Source organism: Bradyrhizobium sp. PSBB068 (assembly GCA_016839165.1).
GTDB lineage: Bacteria > Pseudomonadota > Alphaproteobacteria > Rhizobiales > Xanthobacteraceae > Bradyrhizobium.
Map to the genome: position 1 here is coordinate 3,990,970 of CP069300.1, position 18,195 is coordinate 4,009,164.

Below are 18,195 nucleotides of genomic sequence, written 5' to 3' on the forward strand. Positions count from 1 at the left end.
GAGACCTCTGTGACCCCACGCTTCGCCATGACCAATGCCTGGACCTATCGGCGAGCCGACCGTGACGGCATCGTCGAGCTGGCATCGTGGCACGGCGCCGGTTCGCTCGGCCTCAAGCCGCACTTTCATGACGAGAGCCAGATCGTGCTGGTGCTGTCGGGGTTGCGCGCCTTTCGCATCGACGGCACCACCGTAACTGTGCCCGCCGGCCATGCCGCGCTCATTCCCGCCGGAATGTTGCATGCGCCGCTACCGACACCGGACGAGGAGACGGTTTGCCTCAATGCTTATTTTCCGGCCAGCCGCGCCGCCTCGTCGGTCCGGATCATCCGCGTTGAGGGGCGCTTTCGACGCGTCGAGGAGATATCGCCCGAGTACATCCTCGATATCGCGGGCGACATCGGCGCGCGCGAGCCGTCTCCATCGGCCGGGCTCGCCGGCCGGACAAGGCTCGGCGCCGCTCTGAAGGAGAGCCTCGAGCCGATCTGCGAGATCGCCGCAGGCTTCGGGCGAAGCCGCGAAGGGTTCAGCCGCATGGTGAGGCGCGAGCTCGGCGTCGCGCCGCATGCGTTCCGCCTGCTCGCCCGGCTCAATTTTGCGCGACAGCTGCTGCGCGCCGGCGATCCGATCGCGATGGTTGCGGTCGATGCGGGCTTCTCCGACCAGAGCCACCTCACCCGTCTGTTCCGCCGCACCTTTGGCACCACACCGGGCGTCTATTGGCGTGACTGAAGCGGCGTCACAGACGTTCCAGACGGACCGCGGCCCCGCCCGCTAGCCTGCTCACCCTCGAATTGGGTGACGCATGGATATCCAGACAGGCCTTCTGCTGTTCGCCGCCGGTATCGCGGGAGGCATCATCAACGCCTTGGCGGGCGGCGCGACGCTGATCACGTTTCCGGCGATGCTCGCGGCGGGCTTGCCGGCGATCATCGCCAACGCATCGAACGCGGTGGCGATCTCGCCGGGGCATCTGATCGCCGCGCTCGCCGATCGCGGCAAGCTGCCGCCGCCGACACGGCGCACGATCAGCCTCGTCCTCGTCTCGACGCTCGGCGGCGCGATCGGCGCCGGCGTCCTGCTGCTGCTTCCCGAGCGGCTATTCGTGCTGCCGGTGCCGGCCCTGATCGGCTTCGCGACGCTGTTGTTTGCCTTCGCGCCGCATATCCAGAGCTGGACCATCGGGCAGCAGAAGACCGCGACCCTGCCCTCGACCCGGGCGAGCGCTGCCGTGCTGGGACTGGCATGTGTCTATGGCGGGTTCTTCGGCGCCGGGCTCGGCGTCATCCTGACCGCGGCGCTGTCGGTCACGGAGCCCAACGATATCAGGGCGATCAAGGCGTTGAAGAACCTGCTTGCGACCTGCGTGTCGCTCGCCGCCACAGCGATCTTCATCGTGCAGGGAGCGGTGCGCTGGCCGGAGACGTGGGTCATGCTGCTCGGCGCCATGGCCGGCGGCTATGCGGGAGGTCACCTGATCCGGGTGCTTCCCGCGACCATCGTCCGCCAGTTCGTCATTGTGGCGGGAGCGGCGATGACCGTGCTCTACGCCGCGCGATACTGGTTCTAGGTGGAGCGAGGGAGCCGAGGCTCCCGGCTCGAGAGCTGCTAGGCTTGGGCGTTTTCGCGCGAAGCGGTTACCGGTTCGCGCGGAGAAAACGCGCCAAACGAAACCTAATGCGTCGTCATCCAGGCGCGGGCTTCGCGCTGGGCAGCCGCGATCTCGACATCGGACATCTGCTCGGCGACTTCGCGGCGGTGCGCGATCGCGTCGGTACGTCCCTTGAGCGCCGCCAGGTTGAACCATTTGTGCGCCGCGACGAGGTTGACCACGCCGGAACGGCCGCTCGCCCAATACATGCCGCGCTCGAACAGCACGTCCTGGATTGCAGTCGCAGCAACCGGGACCGCGCTTTCCTGATCGATGACCCCCTGAAACATTATCGTCATTCCCCTTTTTGTTGTTGGCCGCCCTCCCCCGAGCGCGGCCCCCGTCCACTGTTCAAACGTCCCGTTATTCGCTCGCCGTTTGCCGGCTTGTGGGGATGATCATGGCCCATCAAATTTGAAGAGCGGTTTAAGTATCGCGATGAACGGGATGTAAACCGGCGCCGCCGGAGGCGCTGCGCTGAATCGCAGAAGTGCCTGTGCCGCAGGCATTTCTGCGTATTCGTGAACGCCGGTTTACCGTGGTGTTTCGGACAACGATAACCATGGCGGACAATGGCCCGCGCATGCCCGCCGACCCGGCGGGCAGTCAGTCTCGAGATTGACCGAAGGGGTGGTGTGACCGCGAGCGATCCGCCGAACGGCGTGCAGCCGGGTACGCGCGCGCATGCCACGCGAGGCCGTGAAGCCTGACGTCGGACCAGAACTGGAAATGGGAAGATGGTTGCCGGGGCGCGGACTGCGCAAGCCGCCGGAACGAGGGGGTCGGCGAACACGTCAGGACCAGATTTCAGTCGGCATTGTCGCCGGTGAAATTGCGGAACCAAGCGGGTCCCGCACCGAACGAAGAAATCTCTGTTTCTTCTGCCGGACCGGTTTTGGGAAGGTCGCCCTCTCCGAAATTCGATCCAGCCGTTTGACCTGATGTCTCGCCGACACCCTCTTTCGTCAGCCAGAGCCTTGGGGGTGGGATGTGCCTCTCAGCAGTCCGTCCGCTGGCTCTCGCGACGTGCCGGCGTCAAGCCGCCGGCAATCCTCTCAAGGCGAGAGGCTTACTTCTTCTTGGCGACCTTGCGGGTCTTCTTCGCAGTCTTCTTCACCGCGCTCTTCGCCTTCTTAACCTTCTTCGCCTTCTTTGCCTTCTTAGCCATGTTGCCCTCCAGTATGTGAGATGGCTCTCTAGTTCGCTGCGTGCACTCGGGAATCGATATGCACTACTTCCCGAATACACCAACAGACCGAAAAAAACAGTGTCCCGCTTAAGGAAGTGTTGACGCAGCGATGGCAGCGCACGCAGCGCGCGGCGCAGTTCAAATCGGCGATGCATTCGCGCGACGATGCAAGAAGTGCAACAGCTGTCGACATCGGCATTTGTCAACGTTGCAGGAAATGCCTTGTATTGTAGGCTTTCATTGAATTCGCATTGAAGCGATCGACGCGCGAGCGTCGTTGCGCTGAGTCGCGAGCGGCGACGAAAAGCGGCGCGTCGCGGACGCCGAGTCGTAATTTTTGGCAATGAAAAAATTTTCGTGGGAAAGACGGCTTTTGCCTCGTTTGCGGTCATCCGAGCCGGTTTCGCGAACGAATCGCAGCTTCGCCGATTCGGCGTCGAGGGCGTCAGTGCGCCGTCGCGGGAGGCTGTGAGCTGGGATCACGCCGCGTTCACGCGCGCGCGACGAAGCCGAAGGTGATCGCACGGGAGCATGATCCGGTCGGATCATGCGCCAAGGACAACATCATTGTCCTGTTGGTTCAGATGCCGAGCTTCGACTTCAAGAGGTCGTTGACCGCCTGCGGGTTCGCCTTGCCGCCCGACGACTTCATCACCTGACCGACGAACCAGCCGACCAGTTGCGGCTTCGCCTTTGCCTGCTCGACCTTGTCGGGATTGGCCGCGATGATGTCGTCGACCACCTTCTCGATCGCGCCGAGGTCGGTGACCTGCTTCATGCCGCGCGTCTCGACGAGTGCGCGCGGATCGCCGCCCTCCTGCCAGACGATCTCGAACAAGCCCTTGGCGATCTTGCCGGAAATCGTTCCCTCGCCGATCAGATCGACGATCGCTGCGAGCTGCTGCGCCGACACCGGCGAGGCCGCGATCGCAACGCTCTCCTTGTTCAGACGGCCGAACAGCTCGTTGATCACCCAGTTGGCGGCGAGCTTGCCGTCGCGCGCCTTGTCGGCAAGGCCTGCAAGCACCGTCTCGTAGAACTCCGCGCTCTCGCGCTCGGCGACCAGCACGCTTGCGTCATAGGGCGACAGGCCGAAGCCCGTAACAAAACGGGACCGCTTCTGGTCCGGCAGTTCCGGCAGCTGCGCCTTGAGGTCGTCGACGAAGGCCTGGGTGAACTCGAGCGGCAACAGATCGGGATCCGGGAAGTAGCGATAGTCGTGCGCCTCTTCCTTGGAACGCATCGAGCGCGTCTCGCCCTTGTTCGGGTCGAACAGCCGGGTTTCCTGGTCGATCGAGCCGCCATCCTCGATGATCTCGATCTGGCGCCGTGCCTCGTACTCAATCGCCTGGCCGATGAAGTTGATCGAGTTCATGTTCTTGATTTCGCAGCGGGTGCCGAACGCGGTCTCGCCGTAACGGCGCACCGAGACGTTGACGTCGGCGCGCAGGCTGCCCTTCTCCATGTCGCCGTCGCAGGTGCCGAGGTAGCGCAGGATCGAGCGCAGCTTGGTGACGTAGGCCTTGGCCTGCTCGGCGTCGCGGATGTCGGGCTTGGAGACGATCTCCATCAGCGCGACACCGCACCGGTTGAGGTCGACATAGGACATCGTCGGCGACTGATCGTGCAGCAGCTTGCCGGCGTCCTGTTCCAGGTGCAGCCGCTCGATCCCGATGGTGACGCTGCGGCCGCCGTCGAGCTCGAGCGATACCTCGCCCTCACCCACGATCGGCGACTTGTACTGGCTGATCTGGTAGCCCTGCGGCGAGTCCGGATAGAAATAGTTCTTGCGGTCGAACACCGAGCGCAAATTGATCTTCGCATTCAGCCCGAGACCGGTGAGCACCGCCTGGCGGACGCACTCCTCGTTGATCACAGGCAGCATGCCCGGCATCGCGGCATCGACCAGCGAGACATGGGAGTTCGGCTCGCCGCCGAACGCGGTCGATGCGCCGGAGAACAGCTTTGAGTTCGAGGTGACCTGGGCATGGACCTCCATGCCGATCACGACCTCCCAATCGCCGGTGGCGCTCTTGATCAGTTTATGCGGGGCGGCAGCTGCGGTCATGGATCTCGGTTTCCGGATAAAAGTCATATCTGGGATGGATTGGGCTTCGCGCAACCGACCGCGCCAGTCAAGCGGGCTTACTGTCCCCTTTGCGGTCCCTTGAGACCCCGCGCCAGCGCATGAGTGCGGATCAGAGCCCGCGCCGGAACTGCTGGTAGGCCTTGCTGGCGCGCAGCGCGTCCGCGCCGCCCACGATCAGCTGGTCGACCTGCTCCGGCGGCAGCGACAGCCGCGTCGCGATGGCGTTCAGGATACCGGCGCGTTCCGGTCCCAGCCGGTCGAAGCCGAGCCGCTCGACATAGATCGTGACGTCGCCGCACTTCCAGCCGGCGCCGACGCCGAGCCGGCTCCGATCCGCCGCCGACAGGCCGCAGCGCCAGCGCTTCAGCTTGCCCGACCAGTCGCTGGCGAGCGACGTGAAGGCGGCGTAGCTCGAGCGCACGCTGGCATCGATCGCGGTGTCGGCGGCCGCGGACACCAGCTCGACACCGTTCGGTCCTTCGAGCGTCTGCACGAAATCGCCGGAGACGCCGCGGCCGGCATCGACCACCAGGAACAGGATGCGCTTCAGCTTGGCCGCCTGTCGCTCGTCGAGCGGCTCGTAAGGACGCTGCGCGGCGAGCAGACCGATGCTGAGCGCCGACAGCCCGTAATTGTCGACCAGCCCGCCATCGAGCAGCTTGACGTAGCGCATCGAGCCGTCGCGGTAGCGCGCCTGGGCCTCGGCATAGGACCGCAGCAACGGTTGCGCGTTCGGATCGTTGCGCACCCGATCGTACCAGGGCGGCAGCGGGGCGGCGCAGCCGCCGGGATAGGTTTGCAGCACGATCGGGGCGAATGCCAGCGGCACCGCGGCAGATGCCGCCACGGCCTCTGCGACACGATAAGAGCGGATGTCGCTGCACAGCGCGTCGAACGAGGTCTTGCCGAACACGAACGGCGTGCGGTTGTAGATGTCGGACGCGTTGATCCACACCCGCGGCCGGCGATCGTCGGGCAATGCCTCGAACCGCGCACCGTCGAACAGGTTCTGGTCGAGCCAGTCGGTGAACTGGCTGTCGTTGACGCCGCCGCCCAGCGCGCGCCCGATATTGCCGAGCGAGATCCTGGTCTTCAGTCCCTCCTCGGCATTGCGCAGCAGGAAGCGTTCGCGGAAATCGGCGAGCGCCGCGCGCCGCTTCAATCCGAAATAGGCGGCGGTGACCGATCCGCCGGAGACGCCCGAGACGAAGTCGACGCGGTCGAGCAGCGTCTTGGTGCCGGCGGCGCTGGAGCGCACCCGGTCGAGTTCTTCCAGCACGCCGAACGAGAACGCCGCGGCGCGCGTGCCGCCGCCGGAGAACGACAGCGCCAGCAGCAGGTCATCTTCGTAAGGTGGAATTTCGCGGGCGCTGCTGTTGTCGGCGAGCGCGGCACCGAGCGGCACATTGCCGGGCAGATTATAGACGGAAGCGCAGCCGGCAAGGCCCGCTGCCACCACGGCCACCAGCAGTGCTGACAGCCATCCCCCTATGCCCGACCCACGCACGAATACTCTCTTTGCCACTGGCCCCCGCCCCGTTCCACCAGCCTATCACGGCCAATCTGGGCGGCGGCATGGCGGCCGAAACACGGTTAATGCTCGCGGTGCCAAGACACCAACGTCCGGCACCAGTACGTCAGGCCAGAAGCGCGGAAACAATCCGCTCCCACTCGGCCTCGAGCGCGTCCTTTGCGACCGGCTGGCCGGCCCGGCGATACCAGTAGCCGGCATTGCCGAGATCGCCCTCGACGCGATGCAGATGGGCATGCACCCAGGCCGAGTTGGCGTCGCTCTCATTCATCACGATGCGGTGCGCCTGGTCCCAATCGCCCTTCTTTGCCCACCACAATGCGGCGAGCGGCGGCGGCAACGCCGCGTCAGGCGCAGCGTCAGCGAGAGTGGCGCGAAAATCCGCCATTGCTCACCACCATTTGGGCGCCGTGAAGCGGCCGGCCGCCTGCTCGATCACCTCGCCGAGCGAGAACAACGTCTCCTCGTCGAACGGACGGCCAATCAGTTGCAGGCCGAGCGGCAGACCCTGGCTGTCCTTGCCCGCGGGCACGGCGATGCCCGGCAGGCCCGCCATGTTCACGGTCACCGTGAAGATGTCGTTGAGATACATCTCAACGGGATCGGCGCCGCCCTTCTCGCCGATGCCGAACGCCGCCGACGGCGTCGCCGGCGTCAGGATCGCGTTCACGCCCTTGGCGAAGCAGTCCTCGAAATCCTTCTTGATCAGCGTCCGCACCTTCTGCGCGCGCAGATAATAGGCATCGTAATAGCCGGCCGAGAGCACGTAGGTGCCGATCAGCACGCGGCGGCGGACCTCGTCGCCAAAGCCGTCGGCGCGGGTGTTCTCGTACATCTCGATGATGTTCTTGCCGGGATCGCGCAGTCCGTAGCGCACGCCGTCATAGCGCGCGAGGTTCGACGAGGCTTCCGCCGGCGCCACGATGTAGTAGGCCGGCAGCGCGTATTTGGTGTGCGGCAGCGACACCTCGACGAGCTCGGCGCCTGCGGCCTTCAGCCATTGCGCGCCCTCGCTCCAGAGCTTTTCGATCTCGGCCGGCATGCCGTCGAGGCGATACTCTTTGGGAATACCGATCTTCATGCCCTTCACGGACTTGCCGATCGCGGCCTCGTAGTCCGGCACGGCGATGTCGACCGACGTGGTGTCCTTCGGATCGTGCCCGGCCATCGAGCGCATCAGGATCGCGGCGTCGCGCGTCGTGCGCGCGATCGGGCCGGCCTGGTCGAGCGAGGACGCGAACGCCACGATGCCCCAGCGCGAGCAGCGGCCGTAGGTCGGCTTGATGCCGACGGTCGCGGTGAACGCCGCAGGCTGGCGGATCGAGCCGCCGGTGTCGGTCGCCGTCGCGCCCATGCAGAGCAGCGCCGCCACCGCGGAGGCCGAACCGCCGGACGAACCGCCCGGCACCAGCGTGGTGTTGCTGCCCTCGCGTCGCCACGGATTGGTGACCGGGCCGAAATGCGACGTCTCGTTCGACGAGCCCATCGCGAACTCGTCATTGTTGAGCTTGCCGAGCAGCACCGCACCGTCGCGCCACAGCTGCGAGGTCACTGTCGACTCGTAGGGCGGGATGAAATTGCCGAGGATCTTCGAGCACGCCGTGGTCCTGATATCGCGGGTCGCGAACAGGTCCTTGATGCCGAGCGGAATGCCGGCCAGCGGTCCGCCCTCGCCCTTGGCGATCTTCTCGTCGGCGGCCTTCGCCATCTCGCGGGCACGGTCAGGTGTTTCGAGCACATAGGCATTGAGCACCCGCGCGGCCTCGATGGCGGCGAGATGCGCATCGGTCAGCTCAGCGGCGGTGAAAGACTTGCTCGCCAGGCCCTCGCGGGCCTCGGCGATCGTCAGCGATGTCAAATCGGTCATTTATTGATCGGGCTGCAGAAGAACGGAGACAGGGTCTTGTCGTTGGCGGGGTCGTCCTGGCGCGCCCGGTTGTTGGCATTTTCCTTGGCGCGGGCAGCGTCAAGCGCCTCGAGATGGTCGAGGACGGCGTCCATCGCCGCGTTGGGATCGGCGACCTTCCCCTTGCGCTCCATCGCATCGAGGAAGTCCATGTAGGCCTTGTAGGCCTTCTCATCGTCGCAGAGCAGACACATCGCCATCGTCCCAGAACAGAGAAACTACTCGACCACCTTCGGCACCAGGAAGAAGTCGTTCGCGGTGTCGGGCGCATTGCGGACGATGATATCGGCAATCTCGCCGTCATTGACCACGTCGGCGCGCTTCTTCATCTCCATCGGCGTCACCGAGGTCATCGGCTCGACGCCCTCGATATTCACCTCCGACAGCTGCTCGACAAAGGCCAGCATCGCGTTCAGTTCGCCCTGGAGATGGGGAACCTCGGCGTCGCTGACCGCGATCCGCGCCAGATGCGCGATGCGGCGGACGGTCGTGGCATCTACGGACATTATATAGGGCCTCGGGTGGTCAGGCTGAAAGGTCAGCCTGCCGTATAGCAGAGGCCGGTTTTGCGCCGCAACCGCGCCAATCCGGCCCCCCGGGGCTTGGACGCTCCGCCGGCCCCCGGTGCGAGACATTGCGGCTGCGAAACCCACGACGAAACCACTTCCCGCCCGCCACGAAGTCGTCCGGAAACATTGCCGGCGCCTACTCCGTTCAAACAGAAAAGTTCGGAGCGCGTCATGTCAATGCTCGAAAGCCGCCCCCGGTCCGACGGCTGGGACCCTGCTCTGTGGTCGATCGGCACAGTGCTGGGGATCGCAATCGTTTACGTGGCCTGCCTGGTCTGAGCGAGGCGAGCGATGGCCATGTCCCAGGCAAGGGCCTTGCAGGAAAAGGCCGAGATGTTCGAGCGCCGCGCCGAAAGCGCCGCGGACCCGATCTCGCGGCAGCATTACAAGGAAATGGCCGCGCATTACCGCAGGCTCGCGACCGAGCACCTTGAAATTATCCGGGACGAGCCCGCGCGTCAGGCCTGAGACAGCGCCCCCATCCGCGCCAGCGCCGCGCCGGCGAGTGCGCGGGTCAGCTCGGCGGCCGGCATCTCCTTGCCCATCCGCACCGCCTGCCCGGCCCACAGATTGGTGAAATCGACCTTGCCCTGCTTTTCGGCAGCTGCCTTCAACGGCCCGAGGGCGGTGGCCGCGTGCGGGAACGCCGGCGCGTCAGGCGAGATCGGGCCGACCTCGCGCATCACACGGTTGGCGACGCCGCGCGCCGGACGGCCGGTCATCACATTGGTGATGACGGTCGATTCATCGCTGGCCTGCGCCAGCGCGACACGGCCCTGCGCGCTCACCTTGGATTCCGGGCAACGCAGATAGGCCGTGCCGACCTGCACGGCCGAGGCACCGAGCGCGAAGGCCGCCGCGATGCCGCGCCCGTCGGCGATGCCGCCCGCCGCGACGACCGGCACCTTCACCGCATCCACCACCTGCGGCAGCAGCGAGAAAGTGCCCGGCTGCTCGGCGATATCATCGGTCAGGAACATGGCGCGATGGCCGCCGGCGTCGGCGCCCTGCGCGATGACCACGTCGGCGCCGTTCTCCTCGAGCCAGATCGCCTCCTTCACGGTCGTCGCCGACGACATCACGATGGCGCCCGTCCCCTTCACCCGTTGCAACAGTTTTGGCTCAGGCAGGCCGAAATGGAAGCTGACGACCTCGGGCTTCAGCTCCTCGACCACGGCGCAGAACGCCGCATCGAACGGCGCGCGGTTCGCCGCGTTGATCGGTGCGTTGGGATCGAGGCCGTGCTCGCGGTAGTAAGGCGCGAGCCGCTGCCGCCATTGTGCCTCGCGCGCCGGATCGGCATCGACCGCCTTGTGGCAGAAGAAATTGAGGTTGATCGGCGCAGACACGCGCTGGCGGATGATGTTGACCTGCTCTCGCGCCTTCTCGGCCGACAACATCGCGCATGGCAGCGAGCCGAGCCCGCCGCCCTGCGCCACCGCGATCACCAGGTCGGCATCCATCACGCCGGCCATCGGCGCCAGCACGATCGGGAATTCGGTCTTGAAGCGATCGATCAATCGACGGTCCGGCCACATGGTGTGTCTCTTTCCTGGCTTGCTCGGAATTACCCTCTCCCCTTGTGGGAGAGGGTGACTTCGATGCGGAAGCATCGAAGTCGGGTGAGGGGTTCCTCTCCGCAGATACAGACCCCTCATCCGGTGCGGATTGCACATAGCCGATGCCACGCATCGGCGTTCTCTACTCATATACGGCGGCCGGAGGCCGCCTATGACCACCTTCTCCCACAAGGGGAGAAGGTGAAAAGTTGCGCCGGCCCTGCAGCGACTGCTCGGCTTCGGCGACGATGCGGCCGACGATCTCGGCCGCGGGAACGATATCATGGATCAGGCCGACGGACTCGCCGGCAAACACTGCGGCAATGTCGAAATTGCCCGCGCTCCGCGCCGCGGCATATTCCACAGCGATCTCGTCCACCCGCTGCATCAGCTCGATCTCGTGGCCGGACCAGCGCCGCAGGTGATCGTTGGCAAGCGAGCGCGCCGTGAACGGCGCCGGCCAGATCAGCTTGCGCGACCAGTCCATCACGACGCCGCGCACCGTCTCGCCGCTCTTGGCCGCACGGATCAACTGCTTCGCCCGCTCGGGCGCGTCGGCCTCGACGCTGGCATAGAAGCGCGTGCCCATCAGCACGCCGGACGCGCCGAGCATCATCATCGCGGCGACACCGCGGCCATCAGCGATGCCGCCGGCTGCGACCACAGGCACACGTCCTGCCGCGAAATCGATGATCGCAGGCACGATGTCGAGCGTGGTGCGCGACGCGCCGTGACCACCCGCCTCCGTTCCCTGCGCAATCAGGATGTCGGCGCCGCAATCGAGCGCCGCTTGCGCCATCTCCTCATTCTGCACCTGGCAGATCAGAAGCGCGCCGGCGGCTTTGATATCAGGCGCGAACGGCGCGGGATCGCCGAACGACAGCATCACCGCGCGCGGCCGCGCCTCCAGCGCGATGTCCATCAGTTCGGGTTGCTTGGCGAGACTCCAGGTGATGAAGCCGATGCCGAACGGACGGCGAAATCCCCTGAGCGCCGCGGTCTCCGCCTCGAGCCAGGCCTTCTCACCATAGCCGCCGCCCAGAATGCCGAAGCCGCCAGCCTCGCTCACCGCCTTCACCAGCCGGCTGCCCGTGATCATCGCCATCGGCGCCGCCAGGATCGGATGTTCGGTGCCCAGACGCGCCGTCAATTCGGTGCCGATCGGCATGCGCTTGCTCCCTGTTCTGGACTTGCTGTTCTGGACTCCAAGCCTAAGCGGGCCTAACATTCTGCGAAAATGAATACTAGAGAACGCTGCCATCTCTAAATTGAAACGGTGGTCCCAGATGGAATTGACCGACCTGCTCACCTTTTCCACGGTCGCCCGGCTCGGCGGCATCACCCGGGCCGCCGAAGAGCTGAATACCGTGCAGTCCAACGTCACCCAGCGCATCAAGGCGCTGGAGGCCGAGATCGGCACCGCGCTGTTCGAGCGGCACAGCCGCGGCATGTCGCTGACCGGCGCCGGCCGCCGCCTGCTGCCGTATGCGCAGCGCATGGCGGCGCTGTCGCGCGAAGCCGTGCTCGCCGCGCGCGACGACGGCGAGCCGAAGGGGCCGCTGTCGATCGGCTCGATGGAGACCACCGCTGCGGTGCGGCTGCCGACGTTGCTTGCCGAGTTTCACCGCCGCTATCCGGCGGTGCGCCTGACCTTGCGCACCGCGCCGAGCGCCGATCTCGTCGCCGCCGTACTCGACGGCTCGCTCGATGGCGCCTTCGTCGCCGGTCCGATCGAGCATGCCGAGCTGTCCGCGACATCGGCCTTCACCGAGGAACTGGTGCTCGTCACCGCGCAGCGCTGGAAGTCGCTCGCCGCCTTGCGCGCCGGCACACCGGAATCGGGCCCCACCGCGCTGGTGTTCCGCACCGGCTGCACCTATCGGCAGCGCCTCGAACAGGTGTTCACCGAGTTCGGCTGGCCGTCGGCCGCGCGCTTCGAACTCGGCACGCTCGACGGCATGGTCGGCTGCGTCGCCGCCGACATGGGCGTGACGCTGTTGCCGCGCGCGGTCGTCGAGCGTGACCACGTCCAGCGCGACATCAATATCCACAAGCTCAATCCGAAGCATGCGCAGGTCGAGACGCTGTTCATCCAGCGCCGCACCGCACACCAGTACAGTCCGTTGCAGGGCCTCGTCGCGTGCCTCGGTGGCGACGATCGGGTGATCGCTGCCTGATCGGCGTTTTCGCATGGAGGCCCGCCCGACGCCGGGCTTTGCCTCGGCGCGCGGCTGCGTGCTAAGCGCTGGTCCATGCCTGCCCCCATCCTTCCCCTGATCGAAGCTGCGCCGCACTGGCCCGACCGCGGCGCGCTGGTCGGCCTCGACCTCGGCACCAAGACGATCGGCGTTGCCGTCTCCGATCCGGACCGGCGGCTCGCGACCGGTGTCCAGACCATCCAGCGCAAGCAGTTCAAGGTCGACGCGGCGCGGCTGCTCGCGATCGCAGCCGAGCGCAACGCGGTCGGTTTCGTGCTGGGCCTGCCGATCAACATGGACGGCAGCGAAGGCCCGCGCGCGCAATCGACCCGGGCCTTTGCCCGCAACCTCTCAAACCTCACCGCGCTGGCGATCGGGCTGTGGGACGAGCGGCTCTCGACCGCGGCGGTCGAGCGCGAGCTGATCGGGATGGATGTCAGCCGCGCCCGCCGCGCCGAGGTGATCGACGAGCACGCCGCGATCTTCATCCTGCAGGGCGCGCTCGACCGGCTCGCAAAGCTGCGCGGGGACCGCTGACCGTGGCCGTGGTGATCGCGGCGCTGCTGCCGGTGTTCCTGCTGATCGTGCTCGGCTTCGTCCTGAAGCGCACGCTGATGCGGCTCGACACGCAATGGCATGGGCTGGAGCAGCTCACTTATTACGTGCTGTTCCCCGTCCTGTTGGTACAGACGCTGGTCAAGGCCGACCTGACCAAGGTTCCGGTCGCCGGCGTCGGCGGCGCGTTGCTGCTCGCGGCGCTCTTGATGTGCCTGCTCTGCCTCGCGCTGCGCGGCCCGCTCGCCCGCGCCGGGGTGGATGGCCCCGCCTTCACCTCGATCTTCCAGGGCGCGACGCGCTGGCAGACCTATGTCGCGCTGTCGGTGTCACGCAATCTCTATGACAGCACAGGTCTCGCGCTCGCCTCGGTCGCGATGGTCGCCATCATCCCGCTGGTCAATGTCTTCAGCGTCGCCGTGCTGGCGAGATATGCCTCCTCGGAGAAGCGGTCCGTGAGCGCCATCGTGATGACGGTGCTGAAGAACCCGCTGATCTGGGCCTGTGTGATCGGTCTCGTCATCAACGTCACGCATATCCCGCTGCCGCAGATCTGGCATGACGTCGCCGACGCGCTCGGCGGCTCGTCGCTGGCGATCGGCCTGCTGGTGACCGGCGCCGGGCTGCATCCGGAAGGCATCTTCCGTCCCAGCCTCGCCGCCAGCATCGCGCTGGTGCTGAAGCTGGTGCTGATGCCGGTGCTCACGGTCGCGCTCGCGGTGTGGTTCGGCGTCGCCGGTGCCAATCTCGCCATCGTCGCCGCCTGCGCCGCGGTGCCGACCTCGCCCTCAGCCTATGTGCTGGCGCGCCAGATGGGCGGCGACGCTCCCCTGCTCGCCCAGATCATCACGCTGCAGACGATCCTGGCCGCGATCACGATGCCGATCGTGATCGCCGCGGCAGGGCCTTAGACCTCTGCGATCCCAAGTCGAGGCCCGTCTTAATAGTCGTTCACAGTGTGTGCGCGATTCCAAATCATCGGATGGCCTTGCTCACCCCGCCAGCCACCAGGTCTGGATCGTCGCCGCCAGATTGTTCAGTCCGTGCAGCAGGATGGTGAGCCAGGTCGAGCCGGTGCGGAACCGCAGATAGCCGAACAGGAGTCCGATCGACAGCACCTCGCACAGGAAGAACCAGTCATATTGCAGATGCATCGCGGTCCAGACCAGCGACGAGAGCAGGATCGCGCCGTAAGGACCGAGCGAGCTCTCCGACCAGCCGCGATAGAGCCAGCCGCGCGCAAACAGCTCCTCCCAGAGCGGGGCGGCCACGGCGAAGGCGATCACCAATAGCCACAGCGCGCTGTGCTCCTGTGCCGATTTCAGCACGTCGCCCATGAAGCCCGGCGTCACCTCGCGCCCTGCGGCGCGGGACACCAGGTCCCAGGCGCCGACCAGCACGACGAGCGCGACGATGCCGATGATCACGTTCTTCCACGACGTCCCGCGCAGCCCGAGATAATCGGCGAACGGGATCCGCCTGCGGCGGATGGCGAACCACAGCATCAGCAGCACCATCGGCAGGCCGGCAAGCACCGAGAGCGAGATGGTCAGGCCGTCGGCGACCACGTGGGTGATGCCGGCCGCCGACAGTTCCCCGCCCTGCGCGATGATGCGCCAGATGATGACCGCGACCTGGCCAAGGAACATCGCGGCGAAGATCACAAGGCCCCACAGCGCGGTGCCCCAGAATTTCCAGACCCGCGGGGGACCTGGTGGCGGTTCGACGGAAGCCGGCGGAGTATCGGGATTGAGTGCGTCCATCAGCAAACCTTCATGGCAGCGCCCGCGCCAGCAGCGCGCGCTGATCGGCGTCGGACAGATCCACCGCGCCGTACATGCCGGCGTGGCGTTCGGCAAGACGTGTCGCCGCGAATAGTTCGGCACTCTTCTGCGAGACCTGGTTGAGCGCCGCGGCCGCCGCCAGCAGCGCCAGCTTCTCGACCGCAAGCCGCGCGATGCGCTCGCTGTCGGGGCGGCGGAACGATTGCCCGATCGATGCGACCGCCTCGGCGGCACCCGGCAGGCCCTCGGTCTCGTCGGCCAGCGCACGCAGCACGACGAGCGCGGCATCGGCCTCGCGGCCGAGCGCGCGCAACACGTCGAGGCACATCACATTCCCTGAGCCTTCCCAGATCGCGTTGACCGGCGACTCCCGGTAGTGCCGCGCCAGAATGCCCTCCTCGACATAGCCATTGCCGCCGAGGCACTCCATCGCCTCATAGAGGAAGCCGGGCGCGCTCTTGCAGGTCCAGTATTTGATCGCCGGCGTCAGCAGCCGCATATAGGCCGCCTCGCCTGCATCGGCTCCCGCGCGATCGAAGGCGCGGCACAGCCGCATCACCAGCGCGACGGACGCCTCGACATGCAGCGCCATGTCTGACAGCACCGCCTGCATCAGCGGCTGGTCGGCGAGATGCTTCTGGAACACGCTGCGATGCCGCGCATGGTTGAGCGCATGCGCCAGCCCCGATCGCATCAGGCCGGCGGACGCGATCGCGCAATCCTGCCGCGTCAGCTGCACCATCTGGATGATGGTGCGGATGCCCTTGCCCTCCTCGCCGATCAACTCGGCATGCGCGCCGTGGAATTCGACCTCGGACGAGGCATTGGAGCGGTTGCCGAGCTTGTCCTTGAGGCGCTGGAAATGGATCGCATTCACGGTGCCGTCAGGCGCAAACCGCGGCATGAAGAAGCAGCTCAGGCCATCCTTCGCCTGCGCCAGCACCAGGAACGCGTCGCACATCGGCGCCGACATGAACCATTTGTGCCCGGTGATGCGCCAGGCGTCGCCATCGGGCTCGGCACGCGTCATGTTGGCGCGCACATCGGTGCCGCCCTGCTTTTCGGTCATGCCCATGCCGAGCGTCATGCCGCGCTTGGCCCACCATGGCGCAAAGCTCGGGTCGTAGGCGCGCGTGCCGATCACTGGCATCGTTTTCGCGAGGATGTCCGGTTGCGAGGCCAGCGCCGCGACCGAGGCGCGCGTCATCGTGATCGGGCAGAGGTGACCGGTCTCGACCTGGGAAGCGATGTAGAATTTCGCCGCGCGCACCACCTCGGCCGCGCCGCCGGCGGGTTTGCCGTCCGCGGTCCAGGTCGAGTTGTGCACCCCGGCATGAGCGGAGTGCGCCATCAACTCGTGATAGGCCGGATGAAACTCGACCTCGTCGCGACGATTGCCCCTGGCATCGAAGCTGCGCAGCTTCGGCGTGTTTTCATTGGCGACGCGGCCGCGCTCCGCCATCACGGCGGAGCCCCAATGCTTGCCGAAATCGGAGAGTTCAGCTGACGCCGGCGCCCCGCCATTGGCGGCCACCGCGGCCACGAGCGGCGCGTCGGCCGCGAAGAAGTCGATATCCTCAAACGGCGGCGACTGGTTGAGGACGTCGTGCGTGGCAAACGGAGCCTGCGTCATGGTCTCCTCGGGATTGATCTTTCTGCGCGCAATGCCGGGAACGCCGGCCTGCACGGGCCAGGATCATGCGCCGGCGGCAGCGCGATGGAATCGCGGGGATCATAGGCCTGCGACCCGGCGCGGGGCAGCAAAAAGTACACGCCAGACGGTCAGGTCAAACGCGTCCTGTCCACCTTGGTCCTGGACGCCAGTACCGGAAGCAGATCGCCGGCGTGCAGCGCTTGGCCGCAGGGGAAGGACGACATCCGCAGCACCGACTGATGCGTGGCCCCGTCGACCGGCGACACATAGGCGACGCGGACCTCGATCTTGTGTCTCACATCGTAGCCCTGCCACTTCGGATTGTCTTTCCGCAGCGCTTCGGCAGCTTCGCAACGGACCATGTCGGAGGTCCACCTGGTCTTGGTGAGGATTCCGCGCTCGACCCTTTCCAGATAGCATTGGTCGCTGACGCCGCTGATGCGCGCGTCGACGCGCGTGTAGTTCGTGGTCTTGTCGTACTGGTCATAGGCCACGACGCCGATCGCACCGACCAAGATGATCGCAAGGCCTGCCAGACGCATGTTCCGTGCTCCCGTTCGTCCGCCCATGATAGGCGCGGCAATTAAGGAGTGTTGAATGCGCGCGCCGCCGCCGTTGCGAGGGCAAGCATTGGGTTGCGCACATGCTTCGGATTTGAGGAAAATCCGGTGCTATCGCGCCCGCACGATCGGGAAATCGTAGGCGGCGCCGCCCGCCCCCGGCAGCGAGAAGTGCCACCATTCCTTTGAATAGTTGGCAAACCCCTGCCGGGCCATCGCCGCGACCAGCGTGCTCCGCCAGCGCCGCTGCGCCGGCGTGACCGAGCTCGCAGCGGTGTGGGCCTTGACGTCGGAACAATCATAGCCGGTGCCCATGTCGACACTGCCCTCCGGGGCGCGGGCGGCGGCGGGCGCGGTGCAATCGGCATAATCCTTGGCCGGATCGAATTTGCGCGAATTGTCGGCGCCAAGATCGACCAGCGTGAGATCGACGGCGGCGCCGGTCGAATGACCGGAATGAGTGGCGATATAGCCGAGGCGGAACAAATCCGCCTTCGAGAACGCCGGGTTGTAGCGGCGTTCGGCAGCGGTCTCCTTGCCGTTCCGCGACCACGCCACCATGTCGGCGACCGCACGGGCCGGCCGGTAGCAATCGAACATCTTCAGCGACAGTCGTTGCCGCGCCAGCTCCTGCTGCACGGCCTTGAGGCGCACCCCCACCTCCCGCTTCACCACGCATTCCGCCGCGTCGTACCCCGCGATCGGCCGCCCCGTGAAGTTGTTCGCACCGGCGTAACGGATGTCCTGGATGATGGTCGGATCGACATCGCGGAGGAACACGAAGTCGCCCGGCAGCCCCTGGGCAAGGGCCGGCCAGACCAGCCCCGCAACAGCGATGACGATCACGACAATTTTCACGAGCGCGCGCTCCGGCGTCATCGCCGGGTTGATCCCGGGCTCCAGTTCTTGTTCCGGAAACGCCTGCAAAAGCAAGGCGCGGATGCCGGGCG

At 66.2% G+C, this 18,195-nt stretch carries 19 protein-coding genes; 6 read left to right on the forward strand and 13 right to left on the reverse strand.

The genetic code is table 11. The features are described from left to right. The first annotated feature begins 9 nt into the window (after positions 1-9). Positions 10-732 carry a helix-turn-helix domain-containing protein gene (locus tag JQ507_18495; GenBank protein QRI67003.1) on the forward strand — a complete coding sequence of 241 codons (723 nt, stop codon included), beginning with the start codon at positions 10-12 and terminating at the stop codon, positions 730-732. Positions 733-805: 73 nt separating this feature from the next. After that, positions 806-1,570 (forward strand): sulfite exporter TauE/SafE family protein, encoded by a 765-nt coding sequence (locus JQ507_18500; protein QRI67004.1) that lies wholly within the window; start codon positions 806-808, stop codon positions 1,568-1,570. Between the two features lie 104 nt (positions 1,571-1,674). Here JQ507_18500 and JQ507_18505 read toward each other — a convergent pair whose 3' ends face one another. The 7 genes from JQ507_18505 to gatC form a co-directional block, all read right to left on the reverse strand. Continuing rightward, positions 1,675-1,941 carry a hypothetical protein gene (locus JQ507_18505; protein QRI67005.1) on the reverse strand — a complete coding sequence of 89 codons (267 nt, stop codon included), beginning with the start codon at positions 1,939-1,941 and terminating at the stop codon, positions 1,675-1,677. Positions 1,942-3,420: 1,479 nt separating this feature from the next. Beyond that, a complete protein-coding gene (gene gatB, locus JQ507_18510) occupies positions 3,421-4,908 on the reverse strand; it encodes an Asp-tRNA(Asn)/Glu-tRNA(Gln) amidotransferase subunit GatB (GenBank protein QRI67006.1) in 1,488 nt (495 codons plus the stop codon). Between the two features lie 130 nt (positions 4,909-5,038). Then, a complete protein-coding gene (locus JQ507_18515; GenBank protein ID QRI73405.1) occupies positions 5,039-6,400 on the reverse strand; it encodes a patatin-like phospholipase family protein in 1,362 nt (453 codons plus the stop codon). 166 nt (positions 6,401-6,566) lie between these two features. After that, positions 6,567-6,848, reverse strand: coding sequence for a hypothetical protein (locus tag JQ507_18520; protein QRI67007.1), 282 nt, complete (start codon positions 6,846-6,848; stop codon positions 6,567-6,569). 3 nt (positions 6,849-6,851) lie between these two features. After that, entirely contained in the window at positions 6,852-8,327 is a 1,476-nt protein-coding gene (gene gatA, locus JQ507_18525; protein QRI67008.1) for an Asp-tRNA(Asn)/Glu-tRNA(Gln) amidotransferase subunit GatA, read from the reverse strand. After that, positions 8,324-8,560 (reverse strand): hypothetical protein, encoded by a 237-nt coding sequence (locus JQ507_18530; protein ID QRI67009.1) that lies wholly within the window; start codon positions 8,558-8,560, stop codon positions 8,324-8,326. Before JQ507_18530 ends, gatA begins: the two co-directional genes overlap by 4 nt. A 24-nt stretch (positions 8,561-8,584) precedes the next feature. Beyond that, positions 8,585-8,872, reverse strand: coding sequence for an Asp-tRNA(Asn)/Glu-tRNA(Gln) amidotransferase subunit GatC (gene gatC, locus JQ507_18535; protein ID QRI67010.1), 288 nt, complete (start codon positions 8,870-8,872; stop codon positions 8,585-8,587). Positions 8,873-9,226: 354 nt separating this feature from the next. Between gatC and JQ507_18540 the strand changes: the two genes are divergently transcribed. Then, positions 9,227-9,403, forward strand: a complete 177-nt coding sequence (locus tag JQ507_18540; GenBank protein ID QRI67011.1) for a hypothetical protein — start codon at positions 9,227-9,229, stop codon at positions 9,401-9,403. Here JQ507_18540 and JQ507_18545 read toward each other — a convergent pair. Then, positions 9,394-10,473 (reverse strand): nitronate monooxygenase, encoded by a 1,080-nt coding sequence (locus JQ507_18545; protein QRI67012.1) that lies wholly within the window; start codon positions 10,471-10,473, stop codon positions 9,394-9,396. The two genes, JQ507_18540 and JQ507_18545, sit on opposite strands and share 10 nt — an antisense overlap. 163 nt (positions 10,474-10,636) lie before the next feature. Then, a complete protein-coding gene (locus JQ507_18550; protein QRI67013.1) occupies positions 10,637-11,722 on the reverse strand; it encodes a nitronate monooxygenase in 1,086 nt (361 codons plus the stop codon). Between the two features lie 58 nt (positions 11,723-11,780). On the opposite strand from JQ507_18550, the gene JQ507_18555 reads away from it, so the two are divergent. The 3 genes from JQ507_18555 to JQ507_18565 all read left to right on the forward strand — a co-directional run bounded on the left by JQ507_18555 (position 11,781) and on the right by JQ507_18565 (position 14,158). Then, the gene (locus tag JQ507_18555; GenBank protein ID QRI67014.1) at positions 11,781-12,671 is read left to right on the forward strand and encodes a LysR family transcriptional regulator; all 891 of its coding nucleotides are present in this window, start codon (positions 11,781-11,783) and stop codon (positions 12,669-12,671) included. A gap of 75 nt (positions 12,672-12,746) precedes the next feature. After that, entirely contained in the window at positions 12,747-13,229 is a 483-nt protein-coding gene (ruvX, locus tag JQ507_18560; GenBank protein QRI67015.1) for a Holliday junction resolvase RuvX, read from the forward strand. A 2-nt stretch (positions 13,230-13,231) separates the two neighbouring features. Beyond that, the gene (locus JQ507_18565) at positions 13,232-14,158 is read left to right on the forward strand and encodes an AEC family transporter (GenBank protein QRI67016.1); all 927 of its coding nucleotides are present in this window, start codon (positions 13,232-13,234) and stop codon (positions 14,156-14,158) included. An 81-nt stretch (positions 14,159-14,239) separates the two neighbouring features. Here JQ507_18565 and JQ507_18570 read toward each other — a convergent pair whose 3' ends face one another. The 4 genes from JQ507_18570 to JQ507_18585 form a co-directional block, all read right to left on the reverse strand. After that, complete coding sequence (locus JQ507_18570; protein ID QRI67017.1) at positions 14,240-15,010, reverse strand: CPBP family intramembrane metalloprotease; 771 nt, start codon at positions 15,008-15,010, stop codon at positions 14,240-14,242. A gap of 10 nt (positions 15,011-15,020) precedes the next feature. Beyond that, entirely contained in the window at positions 15,021-16,664 is a 1,644-nt protein-coding gene (locus tag JQ507_18575) for an acyl-CoA dehydrogenase family protein (protein QRI67018.1), read from the reverse strand. A gap of 149 nt (positions 16,665-16,813) precedes the next feature. Next, positions 16,814-17,227: a hypothetical protein gene (locus JQ507_18580; GenBank protein ID QRI67019.1), complete on the reverse strand. Its 414-nt coding sequence runs from the start codon at positions 17,225-17,227 to the stop codon at positions 16,814-16,816. 129 nt (positions 17,228-17,356) lie between these two features. After that, positions 17,357-18,124 (reverse strand): M15 family metallopeptidase, encoded by a 768-nt coding sequence (locus JQ507_18585; protein ID QRI73406.1) that lies wholly within the window; start codon positions 18,122-18,124, stop codon positions 17,357-17,359. Between the last annotated feature and the right edge of the window lie 71 nt (positions 18,125-18,195).

What these genes read in the sequence shown, in the direction of transcription:
- JQ507_18500 (QRI67004.1), top strand. Translation starts at nt 806, where the DNA reads ATGGATATCCAGACAGGCCTTCTGCTGTTCGCCGCCGGTATCGCGGGA.
- JQ507_18505 (QRI67005.1), bottom strand. Translation starts at nt 1,941, where the DNA reads ATGTTTCAGGGGGTCATCGATCAGGAAAGCGCGGTCCCGGTTGCTGCG.
- gatB (QRI67006.1), bottom strand. Translation starts at nt 4,908, where the DNA reads ATGACCGCAGCTGCCGCCCCGCATAAACTGATCAAGAGCGCCACCGGC.
- JQ507_18520 (QRI67007.1), bottom strand. Translation starts at nt 6,848, where the DNA reads ATGGCGGATTTTCGCGCCACTCTCGCTGACGCTGCGCCTGACGCGGCG.
- gatA (QRI67008.1), bottom strand. Translation starts at nt 8,327, where the DNA reads ATGACCGATTTGACATCGCTGACGATCGCCGAGGCCCGCGAGGGCCTG.
- JQ507_18530 (QRI67009.1), bottom strand. Translation starts at nt 8,560, where the DNA reads ATGTGTCTGCTCTGCGACGATGAGAAGGCCTACAAGGCCTACATGGAC.
- gatC (QRI67010.1), bottom strand. Translation starts at nt 8,872, where the DNA reads ATGTCCGTAGATGCCACGACCGTCCGCCGCATCGCGCATCTGGCGCGG.
- JQ507_18540 (QRI67011.1), top strand. Translation starts at nt 9,227, where the DNA reads ATGGCCATGTCCCAGGCAAGGGCCTTGCAGGAAAAGGCCGAGATGTTC.
- JQ507_18545 (QRI67012.1), bottom strand. Translation starts at nt 10,473, where the DNA reads ATGTGGCCGGACCGTCGATTGATCGATCGCTTCAAGACCGAATTCCCG.
- JQ507_18550 (QRI67013.1), bottom strand. Translation starts at nt 11,722, where the DNA reads ATGTTAGGCCCGCTTAGGCTTGGAGTCCAGAACAGCAAGTCCAGAACA.
- JQ507_18555 (QRI67014.1), top strand. Translation starts at nt 11,781, where the DNA reads ATGGAATTGACCGACCTGCTCACCTTTTCCACGGTCGCCCGGCTCGGC.
- ruvX (QRI67015.1), top strand. Translation starts at nt 12,747, where the DNA reads ATGCCTGCCCCCATCCTTCCCCTGATCGAAGCTGCGCCGCACTGGCCC.
- JQ507_18570 (QRI67017.1), bottom strand. Translation starts at nt 15,010, where the DNA reads ATGGACGCACTCAATCCCGATACTCCGCCGGCTTCCGTCGAACCGCCA.
- JQ507_18575 (QRI67018.1), bottom strand. Translation starts at nt 16,664, where the DNA reads ATGACGCAGGCTCCGTTTGCCACGCACGACGTCCTCAACCAGTCGCCG.
- JQ507_18580 (QRI67019.1), bottom strand. Translation starts at nt 17,227, where the DNA reads ATGCGTCTGGCAGGCCTTGCGATCATCTTGGTCGGTGCGATCGGCGTC.
- JQ507_18585 (QRI73406.1), bottom strand. Translation starts at nt 18,124, where the DNA reads ATGACGCCGGAGCGCGCGCTCGTGAAAATTGTCGTGATCGTCATCGCT.